At 72.0% G+C, this 19,971-nt stretch carries 12 protein-coding genes and 1 pseudogene; 7 read left to right on the top strand and 6 right to left on the bottom strand.

Features of this window, described 5'->3' with window-relative positions; all coding sequences use genetic code 11:
• Positions 1 to 23: 23 nt before the first annotated feature.
• The 4 genes from EW117_RS07530 (at position 24) to EW117_RS29680 (ending at position 7,124) form a co-directional block, all read left to right on the top strand.
• On the top strand, positions 24 to 2,195 hold the full coding sequence (locus EW117_RS07530; protein ID WP_207211786.1) for a family 43 glycosylhydrolase: 2,172 nt from the start codon (positions 24 to 26) through the stop codon (positions 2,193 to 2,195).
• A gap of 118 nt (positions 2,196 to 2,313) precedes the next feature.
• Positions 2,314 to 4,056: a right-handed parallel beta-helix repeat-containing protein gene (locus EW117_RS07535; RefSeq protein ID WP_165362565.1), complete on the top strand. Its 1,743-nt coding sequence runs from the start codon at positions 2,314 to 2,316 to the stop codon at positions 4,054 to 4,056.
• 70 nt (positions 4,057 to 4,126) lie between these two features.
• Positions 4,127 to 5,476, top strand: coding sequence for an RICIN domain-containing protein (locus tag EW117_RS07540; RefSeq protein ID WP_129785275.1), 1,350 nt, complete (start codon positions 4,127 to 4,129; stop codon positions 5,474 to 5,476).
• Positions 5,477 to 5,648: 172 nt separating this feature from the next.
• On the top strand, positions 5,649 to 7,124 hold the full coding sequence (locus tag EW117_RS29680; RefSeq protein ID WP_207211787.1) for a GDSL-type esterase/lipase family protein: 1,476 nt from the start codon (positions 5,649 to 5,651) through the stop codon (positions 7,122 to 7,124).
• 60 nt (positions 7,125 to 7,184) lie between these two features.
• Here the strand turns inward: EW117_RS29680 and recD are convergent, their stop codons facing one another.
• Genes recD through recC form a run of 3 tightly spaced genes read right to left on the bottom strand, consistent with a single transcriptional unit; the run spans position 7,185 to position 15,825 of the window.
• Positions 7,185 to 9,050, bottom strand: coding sequence for an exodeoxyribonuclease V subunit alpha (recD, locus tag EW117_RS07555; protein WP_129785277.1), 1,866 nt, complete (start codon positions 9,048 to 9,050; stop codon positions 7,185 to 7,187).
• The gene (locus EW117_RS07560) at positions 9,047 to 12,424 is read right to left on the bottom strand and encodes a UvrD-helicase domain-containing protein (protein ID WP_129785279.1); all 3,378 of its coding nucleotides are present in this window, start codon (positions 12,422 to 12,424) and stop codon (positions 9,047 to 9,049) included. Before EW117_RS07560 ends, recD begins: the two co-directional genes overlap by 4 nt.
• A complete protein-coding gene (recC, locus tag EW117_RS07565; protein WP_129785281.1) occupies positions 12,424 to 15,825 on the bottom strand; it encodes an exodeoxyribonuclease V subunit gamma in 3,402 nt (1,133 codons plus the stop codon). Before recC ends, EW117_RS07560 begins: the two co-directional genes overlap by 1 nt.
• Positions 15,826 to 15,938: 113 nt before the next feature.
• Here recC and EW117_RS07570 point away from each other — a divergent pair, with 113 nt between their 5' ends.
• Positions 15,939 to 16,124 (top strand): hypothetical protein, encoded by a 186-nt coding sequence (locus EW117_RS07570; RefSeq protein WP_129785283.1) that lies wholly within the window; start codon positions 15,939 to 15,941, stop codon positions 16,122 to 16,124.
• On the opposite strand, the gene EW117_RS07575 is transcribed toward EW117_RS07570, so the two are convergent.
• Positions 16,121 to 16,642: an OsmC family protein gene (locus EW117_RS07575; protein ID WP_165362567.1), complete on the bottom strand. Its 522-nt coding sequence runs from the start codon at positions 16,640 to 16,642 to the stop codon at positions 16,121 to 16,123. The two genes, EW117_RS07570 and EW117_RS07575, sit on opposite strands and share 4 nt — an antisense overlap.
• A 196-nt stretch (positions 16,643 to 16,838) precedes the next feature.
• Here EW117_RS07575 and EW117_RS07580 point away from each other — a divergent pair, with 196 nt between their 5' ends.
• Entirely contained in the window at positions 16,839 to 17,099 is a 261-nt protein-coding gene (locus EW117_RS07580; protein WP_129785287.1) for a hypothetical protein, read from the top strand.
• A 20-nt stretch (positions 17,100 to 17,119) separates the two neighbouring features.
• Here EW117_RS07580 and EW117_RS07585 read toward each other — a convergent pair whose 3' ends face one another.
• Positions 17,120 to 17,542, bottom strand: a complete 423-nt coding sequence (locus EW117_RS07585; protein WP_207211788.1) for a hypothetical protein — start codon at positions 17,540 to 17,542, stop codon at positions 17,120 to 17,122.
• Positions 17,543 to 17,919: 377 nt separating this feature from the next.
• Positions 17,920 to 18,936: a TerC/Alx family metal homeostasis membrane protein gene (locus EW117_RS07595; protein WP_129785289.1), complete on the bottom strand. Its 1,017-nt coding sequence runs from the start codon at positions 18,934 to 18,936 to the stop codon at positions 17,920 to 17,922.
• Between the two features lie 134 nt (positions 18,937 to 19,070).
• Between EW117_RS07595 and ligD the strand changes: the two are divergent.
• Positions 19,071 to 19,967, top strand: a pseudogene (gene ligD / locus EW117_RS30630) (non-homologous end-joining DNA ligase); the annotation flags it as partial.
• Positions 19,968 to 19,971: the final 4 nt, after the last annotated feature.

The raw sequence follows: 19,971 nt of genomic DNA on the forward strand, positions 1-19,971 counted from the left end.
TGCATCGGAAGGATCGGAAGGAAATGACCAAACAGCTCAGAAAGTTCTCGATACTCGGAGCCGCCGCCGCGTTGTCCGTGGTGTTGGCGGTGCCGTTCGCGGTGAGCACCACCGCGGCGGAGGCACCCGTCACGGAGGTCCGGAACCAGGGTGTCGCTGATGCACCGGACGTGGATCGCGGCCTCGAGTTCCTGGTATCCGACTACGAGACCCGTGTTCCGACGAAGTACACGGCCGACTCCTGGGCGCCCTTCGCCAAGGCGTTGACCACCGCGTCCGATGTCGCCGACGACACGTCGGCCACCACGTCGGAGGTCGCTGACGCGAAGACGGCCCTGATGACCACCGCCGCCGACCTGGAGGCCGCCGACGAGGGCACGTTCCAGACCATCACGAACAACACCTTCTGGAACGACACCAGCGGCAACCCCATCTATTCGCAGGGTGGCGGCGTGTTCAAGTTCGGTGACACCTACTACTGGTACGGGGTGCACTACACGGGCGCCGAGAGCTACCGGGCCAACCCGACACAGAAGTACGACAACCAGGTCTCCTTCGTCTCGATCCCCGTGTACTCGTCCAAGGATCTGGTGAACTGGAAGTTCGAGAACCGGGTGGCGACGCGCTCCACCGGTGTCGGCGACGGCGCCAACCTGGGGGGTGCCGGCTGGGTCGGGCGGCTCGGGGTCTCGTACAACGAGAACACCGGCAAGTACGTGCTCGCCGTGCAGATGTGGCACACGAGCAGGGGCGGGCACGGTGTCCTGCTGCTGCAGGGCGACTCGCCGACCGACACCTTCGACTACGGCTACTTCCAGACCCAGATCACCAACTCGCCGACGACCGGCACCGGAGACCAGACCGTCTTCACCGACGACGACGGCAAGGACTACCTGATCTTCTCCAACCGCGAGGGACGCTCGCGCGGCTTCGTCGCCAAGTTCCGGGAGTCCGACTCGCTGCGGATCGAGCCAGGAGTGGAGATCCGCCGCGGCGACGGTCGCGAGGGCAACGCCATGTTCAAGCTCGACGGCAAGTACTACCACGCGGCGTCGGACCTGCACGGCTGGAACACCTCGGTCAACTACGTCAACGAGTCCACCAGCAGCAACGTCCAGGGCTCCTACAGCAGCGAGTACGTCCTGGCCGGCACCGAGATGGACTACAGCCACGTGACGCAGACCGGGTTCTTCGTCACGGTCAACGGCACCAAGCAGAGCACGGTGATCTACGCCGGCGACCGCTGGGCCGACTTCGCCTGGAACGGTATCGGCTACAACCAGTGGGTGCCGATCACCAAGTCGGGCGCACGGCCGCAGTTCCACTCGGTGAGCCAGTGGCAGTTCAACGTCACGACCGGAGAGTGGCGGGTCGGGCCGGCGAACAACTACATCCTCAACCCGGACATCCAGGCCGACCGCATCATCGTCTCCAGCGTCCGGGGATGGCGGAACCTCGGCGGCTCCGTGACCAACGTCAACGGTGGTGTGAACGGATCTCGCTTCGCCCTCCAGATCAGCAACAGCGGCGGCGTCGAGCAGCGGAGAGAGTCGGTGCCCGCAGGCACCTACGCCCTGGGCCTGCACGCTCGGGGCAGCGCCGGACGGGTGGTGATCACCGGCGCCAACGGGAGCCAGCGCACACTCAGCATCCCGTCGTCGAGCGGCTGGGCCAAGCGCGAGCTCACCGGCATCGAGCTGCCCAGCGGGGCCGTCACCGTCACCGTGCGGGCGTCGGGTTCGGGCGGTGTCGTCGTCGACCAGCTCTCGCTCGTCAAGACCTCCGACGACGACCCGCCGCTGCCGGGCCAGCGCTACGAGGCAGAGACCGCACCGGCCGTGTGTGACGGCACGATCGACTCGAACCACAGCGGCTACTCCGGTAGCGGGTTCTGCAACGGGGACAACGCCGTCGGGTCCGTCGTCCAGTTCACGGTGACCCCGGAGGCCGCTGGTACGGCGACGCTCGGGGTCCGGTTCGCCAACGGTGCCACCAGTGCGCGGTCGGCGAACGTGGTCGTCAACGGGACGACGGTGGGGACGGTCTCGTTCGAGCCCACCGGTGCGTGGTCGACGTGGTCCACCAAATCCCTGAACGTGCCGCTGAACGCCGGTAGCAACACCATCCGGCTTGATCCGACCACGACAGCCGGACTGGCCAACATCGACTACCTCGACGTCGGCCCCGGCGCGTAGTCACCGTCACCGGTGCGGTCAGGAGGGTCTCGGGTGTTCGGCACCCCCCTGACCGCACCGGCTCGGCCACATCCCCCTGACCTGCTCCCCCGGTCGCTCTGCCCACTGAGGAGTGTTGATGAAACCACTAGCGAAGCTGGTCGTGACGGCCGCCCTGGCGGCTCTGGTGGGGACGCTCGCGCCCCCGCTCACGGCCCCCGCCTACGCGGCGGCCGGACAGACCTATTACGTGGCACCGAACGGCAGTGACAGCGCGGCGGGTACGCAGGCCGCTCCCTGGGCGTCGATCGCCCGTGCGCAGTCCGTGGCCCAGGCCGGTGACACCGTCTACTTCCGGGGCGGCACCTATGCCTACACCCGCGCCAACAGCAGCTGCTCGAGTCAGACCGCCAGGGTCGACGCCATCACCCTCAACAAGAGCGGAAGCTCGGGCAACCCGATCCGCTACTGGGCCTACCCGGGCGAGAGGCCGGTCTTCGATTTCTCCGGCATGCGGGACAACTGCCGGATCAAGGGCTTCAGCGTCACCGGCAACTACCTCCACCTCAAAGGGCTGGAAGTCACCGGCGTGCCGCAGAACAACAATCTCAATGCAGAGTCCTGGGGTATCTGGGTCTCGGGAAGCAACAACACGTTCGAGCAGCTCGACCTCCACCATCACATGGGGACCGGCCTGTTCATCAACGGTGGCGCCGGCAACCTCGTCCTCAACACGGACTCGCACGACAACTACGACCCGCGCAGCAGCGACGGGCCCGGCGAGAACGCCGACGGTTTCGGCTCGCACTACACGCCGGCCGGCCGGCCCGCGAACGTGTTCCGGGGTTGTCGCGCGTGGTGGAACGCCGATGACGGGTACGACCTCATCTCCACGTACTCGCCGGTACTCATCGACCGCTCGTGGGCCTGGCGCAACGGATACCAGCCGGGCACGACGACGCCCTCCGGCAACGGAGCCGGCTTCAAGGTCGGCGGCTTCGGTGGCGACTACGACACCCGCGCGGTGAAGCACACCGTCCGCTTCTCGGTCGCGTTCCTGAACAAGTCCGCGGGTTTCTACTCCAACCACCACCCGGTGGCCAACGACTACTTCAACAACACCGGCTACGGAAACCACCCCAACTTCAACATGCGCGGGATCGACTCGAGCGGCAACGCCGTCGGCCGCGGGAACCTGCGCAACAACGTGGCCTACACCGGAACGGCGACGTCGTACCTGAACGGCACCAACGCCTCACACAACTCCTGGAACCTCGGCGTCAGCCTGTCGGACTCCCAGTTCCAGAGTGTGTCGACGTCTGGCTGGGACGCGCCCCGTCAGGCCGACGGAAGTCTGCCGGTGCTGCCCCACCTCCGTCTCGCGGCGAACAGCGAGCTGATCGACAAGGGCACCGACGTCGGTCTGCCGTACAACGGAACCGCACCAGACCTCGGCGCCTTCGAGCAGGGCGGCGACGGACCACCGCCCGGGGAGCGCTACGAGGCGGAGACCGCGCCCGCGGTGTGTCAGGGCACGGTCGACTCGAACCACACCGGCTACTCCGGCAGCGGGTTCTGCAACGGCGACAACACCCTGAGTGCCTACGCGCAGTTCACGGTGACCCCGGCGACAGCGGGCACGGCGACGGTGGGGGTGCGGTTCGCCAACGGCAGCACCGGTGCGCGGTCGGCGAACGTGGTCGTCAACGGGGCGACGGTGGGGACGGTCTCGTTCGAGCCCACGGGCGGATGGTCGACGTGGTCCACCAGGACGGTGACCGTGCCGCTGAACGCCGGCAGCAACACCATCCGGTTGAATCCGACCACGGCAGCCGGACTGACCAACATCGACTACCTCGACGTCGGAGCTGCCGCTGTCTGACGTCTGCCGCCAGCACCCCTCTCGCAGTCCGCTGAACCCCAACATGTTCCCTACATCCAAGGAGTCAACGATGACGATGCAACGAAGGACTTTCCTCCGCGTGAGCGCGGCCGGAGCGGCGGGCGTGGGCCTGTCCCTGCTCGGCGCGGGCTCTGCGCTGGGCGCCGGACCGGCGCTCGGCGTCAAACCGGCGGCCGGCGCCGGGCTGTTGGACACGGCACCGACCACACCGTTCAGGGTCGGTGTACGCCGGTACAACTGGACCCGCGGCAGCCGCGCGGTCACCACCTACGTCTACTACCCCGCCGCAGGTACCCCTGGTGGCAACCCCGTCACGGACGCCCCGGTCGCCGACGGTGTCTTCCCGGTCTACAACTTCACCCACGGCTTCCAGAGCAGCCCCCAGAACTCCCTGTTCATCATCCGGGCCCTGGCCGCGGCGGGCTTCGTCGTCCCTGCCCCGCACTTCAACCACAACTTCGAGGACGTCAACAACGGCAACGCCTCCCGCGACGTCTCCCAGGCCATCACCAACACCCTGGCGCTCAACACGAGCGGACCGCTGGCCGGGCACATCAACACCGGCATCGGCGTCGGGGTCTCGGGCCACTCCCTGGGCGGCATGATCACCCACGGCCTGCTGACCGCCTGGCCCGACAGCCGGATCATCTCCGCCAACCCGCAGTCCTGCGAGGACATGGGCAACCCCGCCGCCTCGGTCTCCGCCAAGGTCCTGTTCGTCCACGGCGACCGCGACGACCTCACGCAGTACTCCTCGGCCCGGCAGGCCTACACGGAGATGAGCTGGCCCAAGGCGTTCCTCACCTTCGTCGGCGGCAGCCACACCAGCTTCTGGAGCGACAACCGCTTCCCGACCACCGTCGTCGACTGGGCCCGCTGGACCATGTACGGCGACACCGCCGCCCGGGATCGTCTCCCCGCCGACGCGGCCGGCGCCAACACCAGGTGGGAGGCCCAGCTGGGCGGCGACACGCCCGGCGGCCCCGGTCTCTACACCCTGGTGGCCCAGCACAGCGGCAAGCACGCCGACATCGCCGGGATCTCCACGGCTGCCGGGGCCCTGCTGCAACAGTGGTCGTCCACCAGCGGGAACAACCAGCAGTTCGAGTTCATCGACGCCGGCGACGGCCACGTCAAGATCAAAGCGCGGCACTCGGGCCTGGTCCTCCAGGTCGCGAGCAACACCAGCGGGGCCGACATCACCCAGCAGGCCGACACCGGCGCCACCAGCCAGCACTGGCGCCTCACGGAGCACGGCGGGGGCGTCGTCAGCATCATCAACCGGCAGTCCGGCCTGGCCATGGACGTCTGGGAGCACTCGACCGCCAACGGCGCCCGCATCTCCCAGTACACCTACAGCGGCGGCCCCAACCAACGCTTCACCCGCCGCAGCGTCTGACGCCCGTCCGACGTGCGCCTGCCGTGTGGTGGGGCGGGCCGATGACCCGGTCCTGCCCCACCACTCGTCGGGCACCTCCCAGGGCAGTACCAGTGCCCCGGCAAGCTGCGCGCCCCCGTCGTCCGGGCGCCCTGTCGTCCAGGCGATTCGATCACTCTTCCGGAGGTCAATCATGCGTTCACCCAGGCAGCGTGCCGTGCTGTTCTCTGCAGGACTTGCCGCAGCACTGGTCGGCGGCGGTCTCATGGCCATCCCGTCCGTGGCGTCCGCCGCCGTGGCGGAGACGCGCTACGAGGCCGAAGCGGCGCCGGCCACCTGCGACGGGCTCATCGAGTCCAACCACACCGGCTATACCGGCACCGGGTTCTGCAACGCCGCCAACGAGGTCGGCGCGGCGGCGCAGTTCACGGTGAGTGCGGCGGCCGCCGGCACGGCGACGATCGCCGTCCGCTATGCCAACGGCGCGACTGCCAACCGTCCCACGGACGTTGTGGTCAACGGCGTCACCGCGCTGTCGATGCCGTTCGAGCCCACCGGCGGCTGGACCGGCTGGACCACGAAGACGGCAGCCGTGCAGCTGAACCAGGGCACCAACACGATCCGGCTCAGCCCCACCAGCGCCACCGGCCTGCCCAATGTCGACCGCCTCGACGTCGAGGCCGGCTCGTCGACCCAGCCACCCGGCTGGCCGACGCAGTGCGCCCGCAGCACGCCCATCGTCTGTCACTTCGACGTCGCTCCCGGCAACTACACCGTCACCGCATGGATGGGCGACCGTGACACGGCCGGCAACACCTCGATGTCGGTGGAGGCCCGCCGACGCGTCCTGCCCGCGGTCAGCACCGCGGCCGGCACGATCACCCAGCACACCTTCACCATCAACGTCCGGCAGCCAGAAGGCCAGCCGACCGGCCAGGGCGGGACGGGTAACCCCGGGCTGGACATCACCTTCGCCGGTTCGGCGCCGAAGCTGTCCGGCCTGACCGTGCAGGCCGCCACGAACCCCCTGGTGGTGTACTTGGCGGGTGACTCCACGACATGTGACCAGGCGGTCGCACCGTGGACCGGTTGGGGACAGCTCCTGCCCGCGCAGGTAGCGGGGGGCGCAGTCGTCGCCAACTACGGGGACTCCGGCGAGAGCTCGGGGAGCTTCCTGGGCAACTCGGCACTGTTCCCGACCATGAAGCCGCTGATCAAGCGGAACGACCTGGTCCTCATCCAGTTCGGACACAACGACAAGTCCACGTCGGCCTCGGCGTTCCGCGGCAACCTCACGTCCATGATCAACCAGGTGCGGGAACGGGGTGGCGTACCCGTGCTGGTCACACCACCGGTGCGGCGGCACTTCGACGGCAACCGGCTCACGCCCACCGCGCAGCACGTCAACGGCGTGGGCGTCGACCTGCCGGCGGAGATGCGCCGGCTCGGCACCACGCTCGACGTGCCGGTCATCGATCTGACCGCCAAGAGCAAGGCGCTGGTGGAGTCGCTGGGTCCGAGCGAGTCCGCCAGGCTCTACCTGCGGCTGGCCGAGGACGGCTACAAGGACGACACCCACTTCTCCGAGTACGGCGCCGGGAAGATGGCTGACCTGGTCGTCGAGGGAGTCCGCGAACACAACCTGTCTCTGGTCAGCTACCTACGCTGAGGTGGACGCGGTCTGACCCGTCCACGGAGGCCGACGGCGGTAGCCCTCCCCCGGCGAGGGCTACCGCCGTGCGCCAGCCTGGAGCCGGCCCGGCTCCGCTCCCAGCCGCACCGCCAGCCCGCTCGCCCGTCGCGCCCGCCGCAGAACGGCCGCCCGCACCGCCTCCGGCGTCCCGACAACCCGCACGCGCCGTCGCGCCCGCGTCACCGCCGTGTAGAACAGCTCGCGCGTGAGTAGCGGCGAGGCCTCGTCCGGCAGCAGCACCGTCACGGCCTCGGCCTGGCTGCCCTGGCTCTTGTGCACCGTCATGGCGTGCAGCGTCTCGACATCGCCCAGGCGGGAGACCGCGAACGACGCGCCCCCGCTGATGTGGGCACGCAGTGCCTCGCCCTCGGCGACCACCACGCCGGTGTCGCCGTTGAACAGGCCCAGGCTGTAGTCGTTCGCGGTGACCAGCACCGGCCGCCCCGCGTACCACTCCGTGCCGACCGCGGCGCCGAGGTAGGCCCCGGAGGCCTCGCCGAGCCGGCGCTCGACCTGCCGGTTCCAGTGCGCCGCGCCCCACGGGCCCTCCCGGTGGGCGCACAGCAGCCGGTGCCGCTCGGCCATGTCGAGCGCCCCGGCCGCGTCGCCCGCGAGCGCCAGGCCGCGGACGTCGAGCGCATGCCGCGCCAGCTCGTCCTGGAGGCGGGCGAGCCCGGCGGCGTCGTCAGGGCGCACGAGCTGCACGACGCCGTCGTCCGCGGTCAGCGCGGCGAGCACCGCCTCCGGGTCGCCGTCCTGGATCGCGGCGGCCAGCCGCGTGATCGCCGCGCTCTCCGACCGGTGGTCGGTGACCAGGGCCGCCACGACGCCGTCGTCGTGCTCCCCGAGCCCGGCGACCAGGTCGGCGAGCACGGCACCGGCCTCGACGGACGCGAGCTGGTCGGGGTCGCCCACCAGAACGAGCCGCGCGTCGGGACGCACCGCCTCCAGCAGCCGGGCCATGAGGGTGAGCGAGACCATGGACGTCTCGTCGACCACGACGACGTCGTGCGGCAGGCGGTTGGAGCGGTCGTGCCGGAACCGGGTGCTCGACCCGGGCCGCCAGCCCAGCAGCCGGTGCAGCGTGCCCGCCTGGAGCCCGGCGAGCCGACGCCGGTCGTCGGCGGTGAACTCCGGTCGGCCGGTCACCGGGTGAGCGCGGAGGGAATCGGCCACCGCCTCCTGCATCCGCGCGGCCGCCTTCCCGGTGGGCGCGGCGAGCGCGATGCGCAGGCGGCGTCCGCCGGTGTGCTCGGCCTGCTCCGCCAGCAGGGCGAGCAGGCCGGCGACCGTCGTCGTCTTGCCGCGGCCGGGGCCGCCGGTGAGCACGGTGGTCAGGCGACGCGCGGTGGACAGTGCCGCCGTGCGCTGCTCGGCGTACGCGTCGCCGGGGAACAGACGCGCCGCGCTGTCCTCGAGCAGGGCGTCGTCGACCGCCGGGGCGGGCGCCGCGAGCCGGGCGACGAGGTCGTCTCGCACCTGCCGCTCCTCGCGCCAGTACCGGTCGAGGTAGAGCAGGCCGAGGTCGGCTCGCACCACCGAACGCTCGGCGAGCGGGCTGGCCGCTACCCGGTCGAGCCAGCTGTCGGCGGGCGGCCAGGGCAGCGCTGCCTCGTCCGGCCCGCTCCCGCGGGAGGCCCCGCCCTCGGCCGAGCCGTCGCCGAACCCACCGAGGTCCACGCACACCGAACCCTGCCGCACCGCGCGCACCGCGAGCGCGATCGCGAGCCGCACGGTCTCGTCGTCCTCGCCGACGATCTCTGCCATGCGGCGGGCGACGTGCACGTCGGCCCCGGTGAGCACACCGGCTTCGTTGAAGGTGCGCAGCAGCCCGGTCGCGCCACGCGCCAGTCGGGCGTCGAAGGGGTCGTCGCTGGTCCAGCGCTCGATCGCCGGGTTCATGCGGCCTCCTCCGCTGCGGCGCCGGCGAGCAGGTCCGACAGCGCCACCAGGAGCGCCGCCGGCGGCTGCCACGAGAACACGCCCGCGGGACTGCCGTCCGAGCCGGGGCCGCCGCCCGCCTCGGGTGTGTCCGGCCCCGCCATGCCGCGCACGAACAGGTAGAGCACCCCGCCCAGGTGAGTCTCGGGATCGTAGCCGGGCAGCCGCCAGCGCAGGTAGCGGTGCAGCACCACGCCGTAGAGCAGGGCCTGCAGGGGGTAGTGCGAGTGCAGCATGGCCTCGGCCATCCGGTCCCGGGAGTAGTCGGCGACGGCGGGGCCGAGGAAGTTCGTCTTGTAGTCGACGACGACGAACTTCCCCGCCGGCAGCCTGAGGACGACGTCGACCGAGCCCGTGAGGTAGCCGCGCAGCGCCTGGTCCCCCAGGGCGGGCTGCTCGAGCCGGTCGGCGTAGGCGGCGAGCGGGTCGTCGGCGGGCAGGTGGGCACGCAGCATCGGCGCGAGGTCCCCCAGCTTCGCCTCGGCCCGACCAGTACCGCGGCGAGGCCCGCCGAGGTCGCCCCCGGTCAGCGGCAGCTCGAACGTCAGCTCGCGGAGCCGGTCCCGCAGGCCGATCTCGCCCAGTGTCAGCCCCCCGGCCAGCGGGCCGAGCGGCGTGTGATGCAGCGGCAGGAGCCCTTCGGCGAGCGCCGCGGGGTCGGCCTGGACGGGCCACCAGCGCAGCTGTTCGGTGACGTGACCCAGGAGCTCGGCGCGCAGGTCGGGCGCGAACGGGTCGGCGTCCTCCAGCACCGCGTGCACGAGCGACCCGAAGGCGGCGCCCATGGGCAGGTCGGCCATCGGTGACGTCTCGGCGGCGTCGGGTACGGCCGGCTCGTCGACGCCGGAGATGCCGGTCTCGGGTGCGTCCGGCTCGTCGTCCTTGCCGGCAGCCTCGGGTTCGCTGCTCACACCCGCGCCCGCTCCCCCGCCCGCTCCCGAACCGTCGTCGCCGGCCGCGATGAGGCCGCTGTAGGAGGTGCGCCGCCACCCGGTGTCGACGGCGCGGTCGAAGGTGCGCGCCTCGAACGGAGCGTGCCGGTCCGCCGGGGCGGGCGCGGACGCCTCGGCGGGCACCGCGAGCTCGGCCGCGGGACCGCCGAGCTCCTGGAGCAGCCCCAGCACGCGCGTGGCGTAGGTGTCGTCCTTGACCGGCTGCGTGCCGGGCACCTCCCGCGTTCCGGGGGTCCGGCCGAACAGGAGGCGGTGCAGCCCGCTGGTCGGGGTGCTCGACGTCGGCGCCCACCACGCCACGACCTGCGACTGCGCGCGGGTCAGGGCCACGTAGAGCTTGCGGAGCTCCTCGCCGTCCTCCTCCGCACGGTGCGCGGCGCAATGGGCGTCCCAGCGCGCGCCCGAGCCCGAGACGTCGATCGTGCGGGCGCCGCGCTCGTCGTGGTAGAGCGCGATCTCGACCGGGCGCGCGTAGTTGTCGTAGCCGAACGGCAGGTACACCACCGGATACTGCAGCCCCTTGCTGCCGTGCACGGTGACGATCTGCACGGCCGCGGCGTCGGAGTCCAGACGGCGCGGCCGCTCGGCCGTGCCCGTCCGGCGCCGCTCGTCGCGGAACCAGGCCAGCAGGGCGGTCAGGCCGAGCGACTCGGTGACGCTCACCTCGTGCAAGAGCTGCCCCAGGTGGCGGACGTCGGTCAGCAGCCGCTCGCCCTCGGCCTGCGCCAGCACCCGGCTGCTCAGCCCGCGCTCCTCGGCCGCCTCCAGGAGAGCGGCCACGCCCCGGTGGCGGAGCAGGAGCGCCCAGCCGCGCAGGGTGTCGGCGTCGCGGGCGGTCAGGTCCTCGCCGCCCGCGTCGAGCTCGGCGGCAGTGCGGCCGAGGAAGGGCGTGAGGGCCGCGGCGCGCACGAGCCCCGAGCGGTGCGGGGACTCCAGGGCCTCCAGCAGTGTCAGCCACTCGTCGGCGGCGGGCGTCTCGAACACGTCGCCGCCGGGCATCACGGCCGTGACGCCGCGCTCGGCGAGCGCGTCCTGCACGAGCCGGCCGTGCGCCCGCGCCGAGACGAGGACGGCGACGTCGCCGGGCACCAGCGGGCGTCCGTCCCACGTCGCGCCTGAGGCGAGCAGGCCCGCGACGTCAGCGGCGAGGTCCGTCGCGACGTGCTCGCGTGCCGGGGCGGCCTTGATGAGGCCCTTGTACTGGGGCAGACCCTCGCGCAGCACCTGCCGCAGCCGGAGCGGCGCCGGGTGCGGCGCCCCGGACAGCCGGCTGGCCCCGCCCTCGGCCGTCACCGGGTGCACCACGATCTCCTCGTGGCCGAGGGCCGCGTTACCCAGCAGCACGCCAAGGGTGTCGACCAGCGGCGCGTCCGAGCGCCAGTTGCTGCCGAGCGTCGCGCGGGTGGTGGCGTGCCGCGCGGCGTCGAGGTAGGCGACGACGTCGCCGCCGCGGAAGGCGTAGATGGCCTGCTTCGGGTCGCCGACCAGCACCATGGCCTCGGCCTGCGACTCCGACGGGCCGGAGCCGAAGGCCCGCTCCAGCACCTGCCACTGCACGGGGTCGGTGTCCTGGAACTCGTCGACGAGCACGACTTTCCAGCGTTCGCGCATCCGCGCGCCGACGGCGCTGCCACCGTCAGCCGATGCCGGGTCGAGGGCGTCGGCGAGCCGGCCGAGCAGGTCGTCGTAGGACAGGATGCCGAGGCGCCGCTTGCGCCGCTCCATCTCGGCACGCACCTCGCGGGCGAAGGAGACGCGTGCCGAGCCGACGGCGTCGGCCGGGTCGGCGTCGGCGAGCGCTGCGCGCGGGTCCTCGATCGCGGCGACCGCGACCTTGAGGGCGCCGGCCCGGTCGAAGGGCGGCGGCTCGGGGGCGTTGCCGTACCGCTGCAGGTAGAGGTCGTCGACCACCTCGACGGTGAGCTCGGTCAGGGACTCGACCAGCTCGGCCCCGGGCTCGGTGTCGCCAGCGACGCCGAGCGAGCGCAGCACGAGCTGGCAGAACTGGTGGATCGTGGCGATGGTGGCGTGGTCGAACGCGGCCAGGGCGTCGGCCAGCCGCCGGTGGCGGGCGGCCCGCTCGGCGTCGTCGACGTCGAGCAGCGCCGCCAGGACGGTGTCCACCGGGCCGGTGTCGCGGCCCGCGAGGTCGGCGGCGAAGGTGCGCTCGGCTCGTAGAAGGGCGCCGCGCACCCGGTCGCGCAGCTCCTGGGTCGCGGCGCGGCCGAAGGTCACCACCAGCATCTGGTCGAGCGGCACGACGCCCTCGGCGACGTACCGGGTCACGAGCGCGCCGATCGCGAAGGTCTTGCCGGTGCCCGCGCTCGCCTCCAGCAGCGCGGCGCCCCGCGGCAGCGGCCCCGCCAGGTCGAAGACGTCCATCAGTCGCTGAACCTCTCGTTCTCCAGCAGCGGGCTCCAGACGCGCATCGCCAGCGCGCCGAACCGGGTCGTCTCCCCCGGATGCTCCTCACCGGGCCGCGGCTCCTCGTCCGTCGCGGGCAGCGGGGCGCCCGGACCGTGGATGCGCACGTGCTCGGGGTCCGCGCACTCGCCGTCGAAGCGTCCGCCGAACCCCCTCTGCCCGGTCCACGCCTGCCCGGCCCGGAACCGCGCGTCGGCGGGATCCGCGCGGCTCCCGCGCGCCTCGGCGTAGACCGCCGAGGCCTTGACCGGCAGCGGCAGCGGTTCGGCGAGCCCGCGGTCGCGCAGCGCGACGAGGTCGCGCAGCAGGTCGACAGCCGTATGGTCCAGCGGTCCCAGCCTTGACCCCTGCCAGGTCGTGCGCGACCGCGGGTTGGTCGGCCGGCCGAGCGTGTAGCCGACCCAGGGGCGGTCGTCGTCGGACGCCGCGAGCGCCAGCAGCCGGATCCACGTCTGCAGGCGCTGCCGACCGCCGAGCCGTGCGTACGACACCGCGACGAGGCGGTCGCCGTGCACGCCGGGCACCGAGCCGCGCAGGCTGCGCCCGTCACGCAGGTCGACGTCGATGTCCACGACTCGCGCGGGGCTCGCGCGCAGGTTTCCCGCGGCGTCGGCGAGCGGGCCCACCTCCTCGGCGATGCCGACCAGGGGGCGCCAGCCCAGGCGTCCGGGCGGCAGCTGCCCGCGGCGCCACTCCTTCTGCACGGCGTCGGCGACCGCGGCGCCGGACAGCACGTCCCGCAGGACCCGCTCCCCCACGGCCCAGCGGCCGAGCCCGTCGAGCTCGACGGGCAGCCCGTCGTCGAGCGGCTCCTCCTCCCAGGACCGGCCGACGTCGAGGCGCTGGACGAGGAACCCGCGCGCGGGCGAGCGGTAGAACGCGAGCAGGTCGTCGAGGGCGACGACGCCGTCGTCGCCGGCCGCGACCGGCGCCGGTGCGAGCGGCGCAGCGAGGAACGGACCCGCTGGGGTGCGCGGGCCGGTCGCGGCACGGGCTCCGGCCAGGGCGGCGCGGTCGAACGTGAAGGCGCTGCCGGGCACGAGCGCGCCGGGCTCGACGTTGCGCCGGTCGAAGGGCTGCAGCGGGTGCCGGACGGTCACCGCCCGGGACACCGGGCGCCCGTCGGGGGTCCGCGCCGTCTCGTCGAGGGCATCGAGCAGCTCACCCAGCGGCACCGCGGGCGGACGTTCCTGGCCCGAGTACTCGTCGGCGCCGCTGTAGGTGACCACGAAGGTCTCGGTGGCGGCGAGGATCGCGTCGAGGAAAAGCTGCCGGTCCTCGCTGCGCGGGTCGCGCTCGCCCGTCCTCGGCTCGCGGGCCAGCACGTCGTCGCCGTCGGTGATGCCGACGCGCGGGAACACGCCGTCGTCGAGCCCCAGCAGGGCGATGACGCGGTGCGGTACCGACCGCATCGGCACGAGCGTGGCCACGGTCAGCGTGCCGGTGCGGAAGTTCGACCGGGTCGGCCGGCCCGCGACGCGGTCGGCGAGCAGCGCGCGCACGTCCGGCAGCCGCAGGGACACCGCCGAGTCGGGCGAGTCGGCGCGCACGCGGGCGAGCTCGCGCCGCACCTGCGCGAGCTGCCACGCGTCGGTGGTCGAGACCGTGGTGAGCGCCGCGACGCCGTCCTCGAGGGCGGTCAGCCAGTGCTCGAGCGGGTGCCCGCCGACGAGCGCGTCGGTGACGTCCCGGAGCCGCTCCACGAGCTCGGTCAGCCGGCCGACGAGCTCGACCTGCCCGCTGCCGACGTCGTCCAGCGGCAGGGTGCGCTCGAGCCAGGCCCCAGTGTCGTCCGACATCGCGACTCCCGCCAGCAGCCGGTCCACGCCCTCCTGCCAGGTGCCGGACCCGTAGTCGGCCAGGCCGAAGTCGGCGCGGTGCTCGGCGTCGAACCCCCATCGCACGCCGGTCTCGCGCGCCCACTGGGCGAGCTGTTCCAGGTCGTCGTCGCGGAACCCGAAGCGGCGGCGCACGGGCTCGGCGTGCGCCAGGTCCACGACGTCGCCGACGCCCGCCCGGCCGCCGGCGAGGTCCAGGAGGCGCACCACGACGGAGAGCAGCGGGTTGGTCCGGTCCAGCGCGCGGTCGGCGAGCCGCACCCGCAGGCCGTGCGCGGGGTGGCCGTGCGGCCCGACGACGTCGGCCAGGCCGAACGCGGCGGTGACCAGGGGCGCGTAGGTCTCGATGTCGGGGCACATGACGAGCACGTCGCGCGGCTCGAGCGTCGGGTCGTCGGCGAGCAGGCCGAGCAGCACGTCGCGCAGCACCTCGATTTGCCGGGCGGGGCCGTGGCAGGCGTGCACCTGGACCGAGCGGTTGGCGGGGTCGAGCAGGCGCGTGCCCGCCTCGCCGACGGCGTCGGCGCGCAGGTCGTGCTGCAGCATCCCCAGCAGGGTCGACGGCGGTTCGACGGCGGCGGCGTCCACGGCCGGCCCGCCCGCGACGGGCTCGTCCCGCAGCTCGATCGCGGACAGCGTGCGCTGCAGCTCGCGCGTATCGCGGCCGAGCGTGGCCAGGAGCCGGTGCCCGACACGCTCGTGGGAACGGTCCCCGGCCCGGTCGACGGGCCCGCCGAGGTCCTTGAGCGCCGACCACAGCGCCGCCGAGGGATGCGGCAGCCACAGGTGCACGTCGCGGTGGGCCCCGAGCGCGCCGACCAGCTCGACCTCGCTCGCGGCGAGGCGCGTGTGGCCAAACAGGGACAGCCGCCCCGGCAGGTCGAAGGCGTCCGGCTCGGCGCCCAGCCGCTCGACGACGGCGGCGTGCCGCACGTGCGGCAGTTCGGCGTCGACCCGCTCGGCCAGGGCGCGCCACAGGGGCGGCTGCCACGCGAGGTCGGCGGGGACCGCCCGCCCGCACCCGTCGGTGTCGCGGCCGGCGGCCCAGTCCGCGACCAGCGCCGGGCGCTGCGTGGCGTAGCCCGCCATCAGCCGCGCCAGCCGGCGGGCGACGGAGAGCCGGCGGCCGCGCCGCAGGTCCCCCTCCTCCCCCGGAATGCCGTGTCCGAGGTGCTGGGCGAGCAGCGCCGCCCAGGGCTCGTCGAGGCTCGCGTCGATCGCGGCGAGCAGAGGCCAGGTCAGTGCGTCCGGCGCCCACGGGTCATCGTCGCGCGTGCCCGTGACCTCGGCGAACAGCGAATGCGGCGAGCGCAGGTCCACGCCCGCGCACACCCCGTCGTCCCGCCCGCCAGCGGCACCGAGATGGTGGCTGAGGCGCTGCGCGAGCCAGCGCTCGACACCGCGGGCGGGCACCACGACGACCTCGGTTGCGAACGGGTCCTCCAGCGGCGCCGCCAGCAGGTCCCCCAGCGCCCGCGCGAGAACGTCCGTGCGCGGAGCGCGATGGAGGACGACTGCCATGGCGCCAACGTATCGCGCATGATCACCTGACGTGCGCAGGCCACGGAGAACGCCGCCGGGGGCGCGCCCCGCAGTGCGCTAGCCTGCGTCCCTTGTCCAGCTCAGGAGGATTTGTGACTTCGACCGGCGTGCGCGACGACCTCGGGTTGCGGCCCCACGTCGAGGCCCCGGCGCACCTCGTCACAGCGCGCACGGCGCCGCCGTCGTACGCCGTGGCCGTCCTGGGCGAGTGGGGAGGCGGCAAGTCCGCGTTCCTGCGGCACCTGCAGACGCTGACCTACTTCCTTGCGCTCTCTTAGCCCGAGGTGTCCAGCTCGACGCTGGTGGGTACCGCCCGGCGGAACGCGTCGGATACGGGCGAGTGCTCATCGGCCCAGAGGACGAGGTCGCGGAGCGTGGCAGGATCCACGCCGTCGGCCGAGATCCGGACCTGGATGCGGGAGCTGAACGGGCCTGCCGGGATACCGTCGTCCATACCCAGCAACCCCCGATCGTCGGACTCACCGTCTACGACCACCTCCAGGCGCTGGAGCGTGATGCCCAGCTCGGCCGCCCTCATGGCGATGACCGTCGCGTCGCAGGCGGCCTGCGCGGCGCGAGCGACCCAGCCGGGCGAGGGTCCTGTCGCGTTCCCGCCGACACCGCTCGGCATGTCGGTGGAGAGCGCGAAGCCGTGCGGTCCCTCGACCCGGCACCGGAGCCCGTCCTCGACGACGGCGGATGCGGGCGAGTCGGTATAACGGGCTTCGTCGGGGTGCTCGGCCAGGTATGTGCGGGCAGTCGCGATGGACCGTGCGATGTCGTTGGTGGGACTCATGTCCGCCTCCTTCCGGGACTGGCGCCCCGTACTTCGCAGCCTGGACCATTCACCGGCCGGGTGCACCTCCTGGTCGTCCGCGGCGTCGGGTGGGAAGACCAGCTGCCGATCTCCGGTTGTATCAAGTGCTGGGCTATCGGGACTCTTCGACCCCCACTCGTTGACCGTCCGGTGCCAGGGCGAAGGGAGAGGCGCCGTGAAGGGTGATCGTGTCGAGGTCGTCATCGACGCCGGCGGTGCGACCCGAACTTATGAGGTCGAGGCCACCCGAGGCGGCCGACGGGTCGAAGTGACGCAGGGCCGCGGGATCATCGAGGTCACCGAGGTCACCCGTGGCGGCACGCCGGTTCGAACGGCCCGCTTCATGTCCGCGCGGATCCTCGCCCTGGTCGAGCACCTCGCGCCCCGGCCCGCGCAACCGGACGACGCCCACGCGACACCTCCCGCGCCCAGCTGACCCGCCCACGAAAGCCGCCTTCAGCGTCGGACTCGGCGGTCCACGGCGATCCAGTTCGTCTCCCACGTCGTTCCGCCGTCGGCCGAGAACGCCTGCTCGAACCTTGCCTTGTCCTGGCTCGGGCGAGTGATGAGGAACCGCACCTTGATCGGACGGCCGCCGAGCTGGTCGTCGCCGTAGAACTCGCCGACGCCGTCGCGGAACCCGCCGTACACCGCCGGGGTCAGCAGACCGTCGCGCATGTTGACGAAGGTCAGGCTCCACCGCTGCGCCTGCGGCTCGTACAGTCTCAGGTTGAGCGCCTCGATACTGCCGTTCGGCCCTGACACCTCGAACTCGACGACGTTGGCCCGCCGGTCCATCAGCGGGCGCACGGTGCTGGTGCCGGCGAACTCGAGCCATTCGTCCGGGGTTTCCGAGTGCGGGTCGGCGAGGACCTGCACGCTGGAGCGTTAGGTACCGATCTCCCAGTTGAAGTCCCGTTGGCCATCGGCGATGGTCGACGACGCGGGAGGCGGCGAAGCTTGGCCTGATGCCGCCGTCGCGAGCAGAACGAGGGCGGCGAGGCCCACGGTCAGGATCCGTCTGTATGGATCGTCATGGTCCGACTATTGAGCGGAGCACATCCATGAACAAGAAGGCACTGCGGGTAACCCCTCTCGTCCCAATCCGCTGCCGGGCTGCCCGATGGCGGCGGCGTTCACCGCGATCGGCGGGAAATGGAAGCTGACCCTGCTCTACTGGCTCGCCCACGGGGAGTCCCACTTCGCCGGCCTCCGCCGCCGAGGTGCGCCCATCACTCCCAAGGTGCACGGCTCGCCTACTCCGACGCCTCGTCCTTCTGCCGGACCTCGATCTTGGTCGCGAAGAGCGACCCGGCGTGGGCCTTCTGATCCGGCAGACCGCGGGTCTTGATCAGGCTCGCGACGGTCACCACACCCAGGACGCCGAGGACGACGCCGAGGCTCAGCGGGGTCGAGATCTCCGGGACCGACTCGTTGATATCGACGTGGGCCCAGTGCAGGATCAGCTTGACGCCGATGAACCCCAGGATGATCGCCAGGCCCGCCGAGAGGTACACGAGCCGGTCGAGCAGCCCCTTGACGAGGAAGAACAGCGCCCGCAGGCCCAGCAGCGCGAAGGCGTTCGCGGTGAAGACGACGTACGCCTCCTGCGTCACACCGAACACCGCCGGGATGGAGTCGAGCGCGAACAGCAGGTCGACGCTGCCGATGGCGATCAGCACGATGAACAGCGGTGTGACGACCCCGCGACCGTCCTCCTTCGCGAAGAGCTTGCCCGCGATGTAGCCCTCGCTGACGGGCAGGAACCGTCGCGCGCCGCGCACCAGCACGTTGCTCTCGATGTCGGGGTCCTCGTTCCGGTGCCGGAACAGCTGCACCGCCGTGTACAGCAGCAGCAGCCCGAACAGCAGGAACGTGAACGAGAACAGGCTGATGAGGGACGCGCCCAACGCGATGAAGACGGCACGCATGGCCAGTGCGAGCACGATGCCGAAGACCAGGATCTTGTGCTGATGCCTGTCCGGGACCGCGAAGGTATTCATGATGATCACGAACACGAACAGGTTGTCGACCGACAGGCTCTTCTCGATGAGGTAGCCCGCGAAGTACTCGGTCCCCGCGGTGCTCCCGTACTGCAGACCGAACCAGACGCCGAACCCGATCGCCACCGCGATGTAGAACACCGACCAGGCGGTGGCCTCCTTGAACCCCACGTGGTGCGGCCGCGCCGCAGCGAGGATCAGGTCCACTGCCAGCAGCAGAACGATGAGGCCGATGGTTCCGGCCCAGGCAAGTGGGCTGATATCGAGCACGCTGCACCCTTCGGACTACCTGAAGTGACGCTGCCAGGCTGCCACAGCCCGGCACGAGGTGGCACAACGAGGCGGGTTGCGGGCGGGATCAAACCTGCAATGGTGGAAATTGGTGCCGCCCGTGAGGGGGAGCGATGCTTACCGACGGCGACAATGACACCCAGATCGTGCGCGTGGGCGCCCACGACGTGCGCCTGACGCATCTGTCCAAGGTCCTTTATCCCGAGACCGGCACCACCAAACGCGACGTCATCGAGTACTACGCCGCGGTCGCTGACACGATCCTGCCGCACGTGCGGGATCGGCCCGCGACCCGCAAGCGCTGGCCGGACGGCGTGAGCGCCGACTCGTTCTTCCAGAGGGATCTCGGTCGGGGCACGCCCGAATGGGTCGTGCGTCGCAACCTCGAACACCAGACCGGCACGTCGACGTACCCGCTCGTGCAGGACGCGGCGACGCTCGTCTGGCTGGCGCAGACGGCCGCGCTGGAGATCCACGTGCCGCAGTGGCGATTCGGCCGGCCGGTGACCAAGGACGGAGCGCCACGCAAGCCCGACCGCCTCGTGCTGGATCTTGACCCCGGTGAGGGGGCCGGCCTCGGGGAGTGCGTGGAGGTAGCGCGGCTTGCCCGCAGGATCCTGCGGGAGATGGGGCTGGATCCGGTACCCGTGACGAGCGGGAGCAAGGGAATCCACCTCTACGCCCCGCTGGACGGACACGCGACCGATGAGCAGATCACCGCGGTCGCGCGCGAGCTGGCACGCACTCTCGAGGCCGACCACGGCGACCTCGTGGTGAGCGACATGAAGAAGTCGCTGCGCGCGGGGAAGGTTCTGGTCGACTGGTCGCAGGACAACGGCAGCAGGACGACCGTCGCGCCCTACTCGCTGCGCGGCAGGGCAAGGCCCTGGGTCGCGGTTCCGAGGACCTGGCGTGAGCTGGGTTCTCCGCACCTGCGGCATCTCGAGTTCGGCGAGGTCCTCCGTCGCATCGGCCGGCGTGGCGACCCGCTCACCGAACCCGCGCCGGGTCGCG

Source organism: Promicromonospora panici (assembly GCF_900608595.1).
GTDB classification, from domain to species: domain Bacteria; phylum Actinomycetota; class Actinomycetes; order Actinomycetales; family Cellulomonadaceae; genus Promicromonospora; species Promicromonospora panici.

Excerpts from the sequence above, each read along its gene's own strand:
- EW117_RS07530 (WP_207211786.1), top strand. The coding sequence starts at position 24 with ATGACCAAACAGCTCAGAAAGTTCTCGATACTCGGAGCCGCCGCCGCG.
- EW117_RS07535 (WP_165362565.1), top strand. The coding sequence starts at position 2,314 with ATGAAACCACTAGCGAAGCTGGTCGTGACGGCCGCCCTGGCGGCTCTG.
- EW117_RS07540 (WP_129785275.1), top strand. The coding sequence starts at position 4,127 with ATGACGATGCAACGAAGGACTTTCCTCCGCGTGAGCGCGGCCGGAGCG.
- EW117_RS29680 (WP_207211787.1), top strand. The coding sequence starts at position 5,649 with ATGCGTTCACCCAGGCAGCGTGCCGTGCTGTTCTCTGCAGGACTTGCC.
- recD (WP_129785277.1), bottom strand. The coding sequence starts at position 9,050 with ATGAACCCGGCGATCGAGCGCTGGACCAGCGACGACCCCTTCGACGCC.
- EW117_RS07560 (WP_129785279.1), bottom strand. The coding sequence starts at position 12,424 with ATGGACGTCTTCGACCTGGCGGGGCCGCTGCCGCGGGGCGCCGCGCTG.
- recC (WP_129785281.1), bottom strand. The coding sequence starts at position 15,825 with ATGGCAGTCGTCCTCCATCGCGCTCCGCGCACGGACGTTCTCGCGCGG.
- EW117_RS07575 (WP_165362567.1), bottom strand. The coding sequence starts at position 16,642 with ATGAGTCCCACCAACGACATCGCACGGTCCATCGCGACTGCCCGCACA.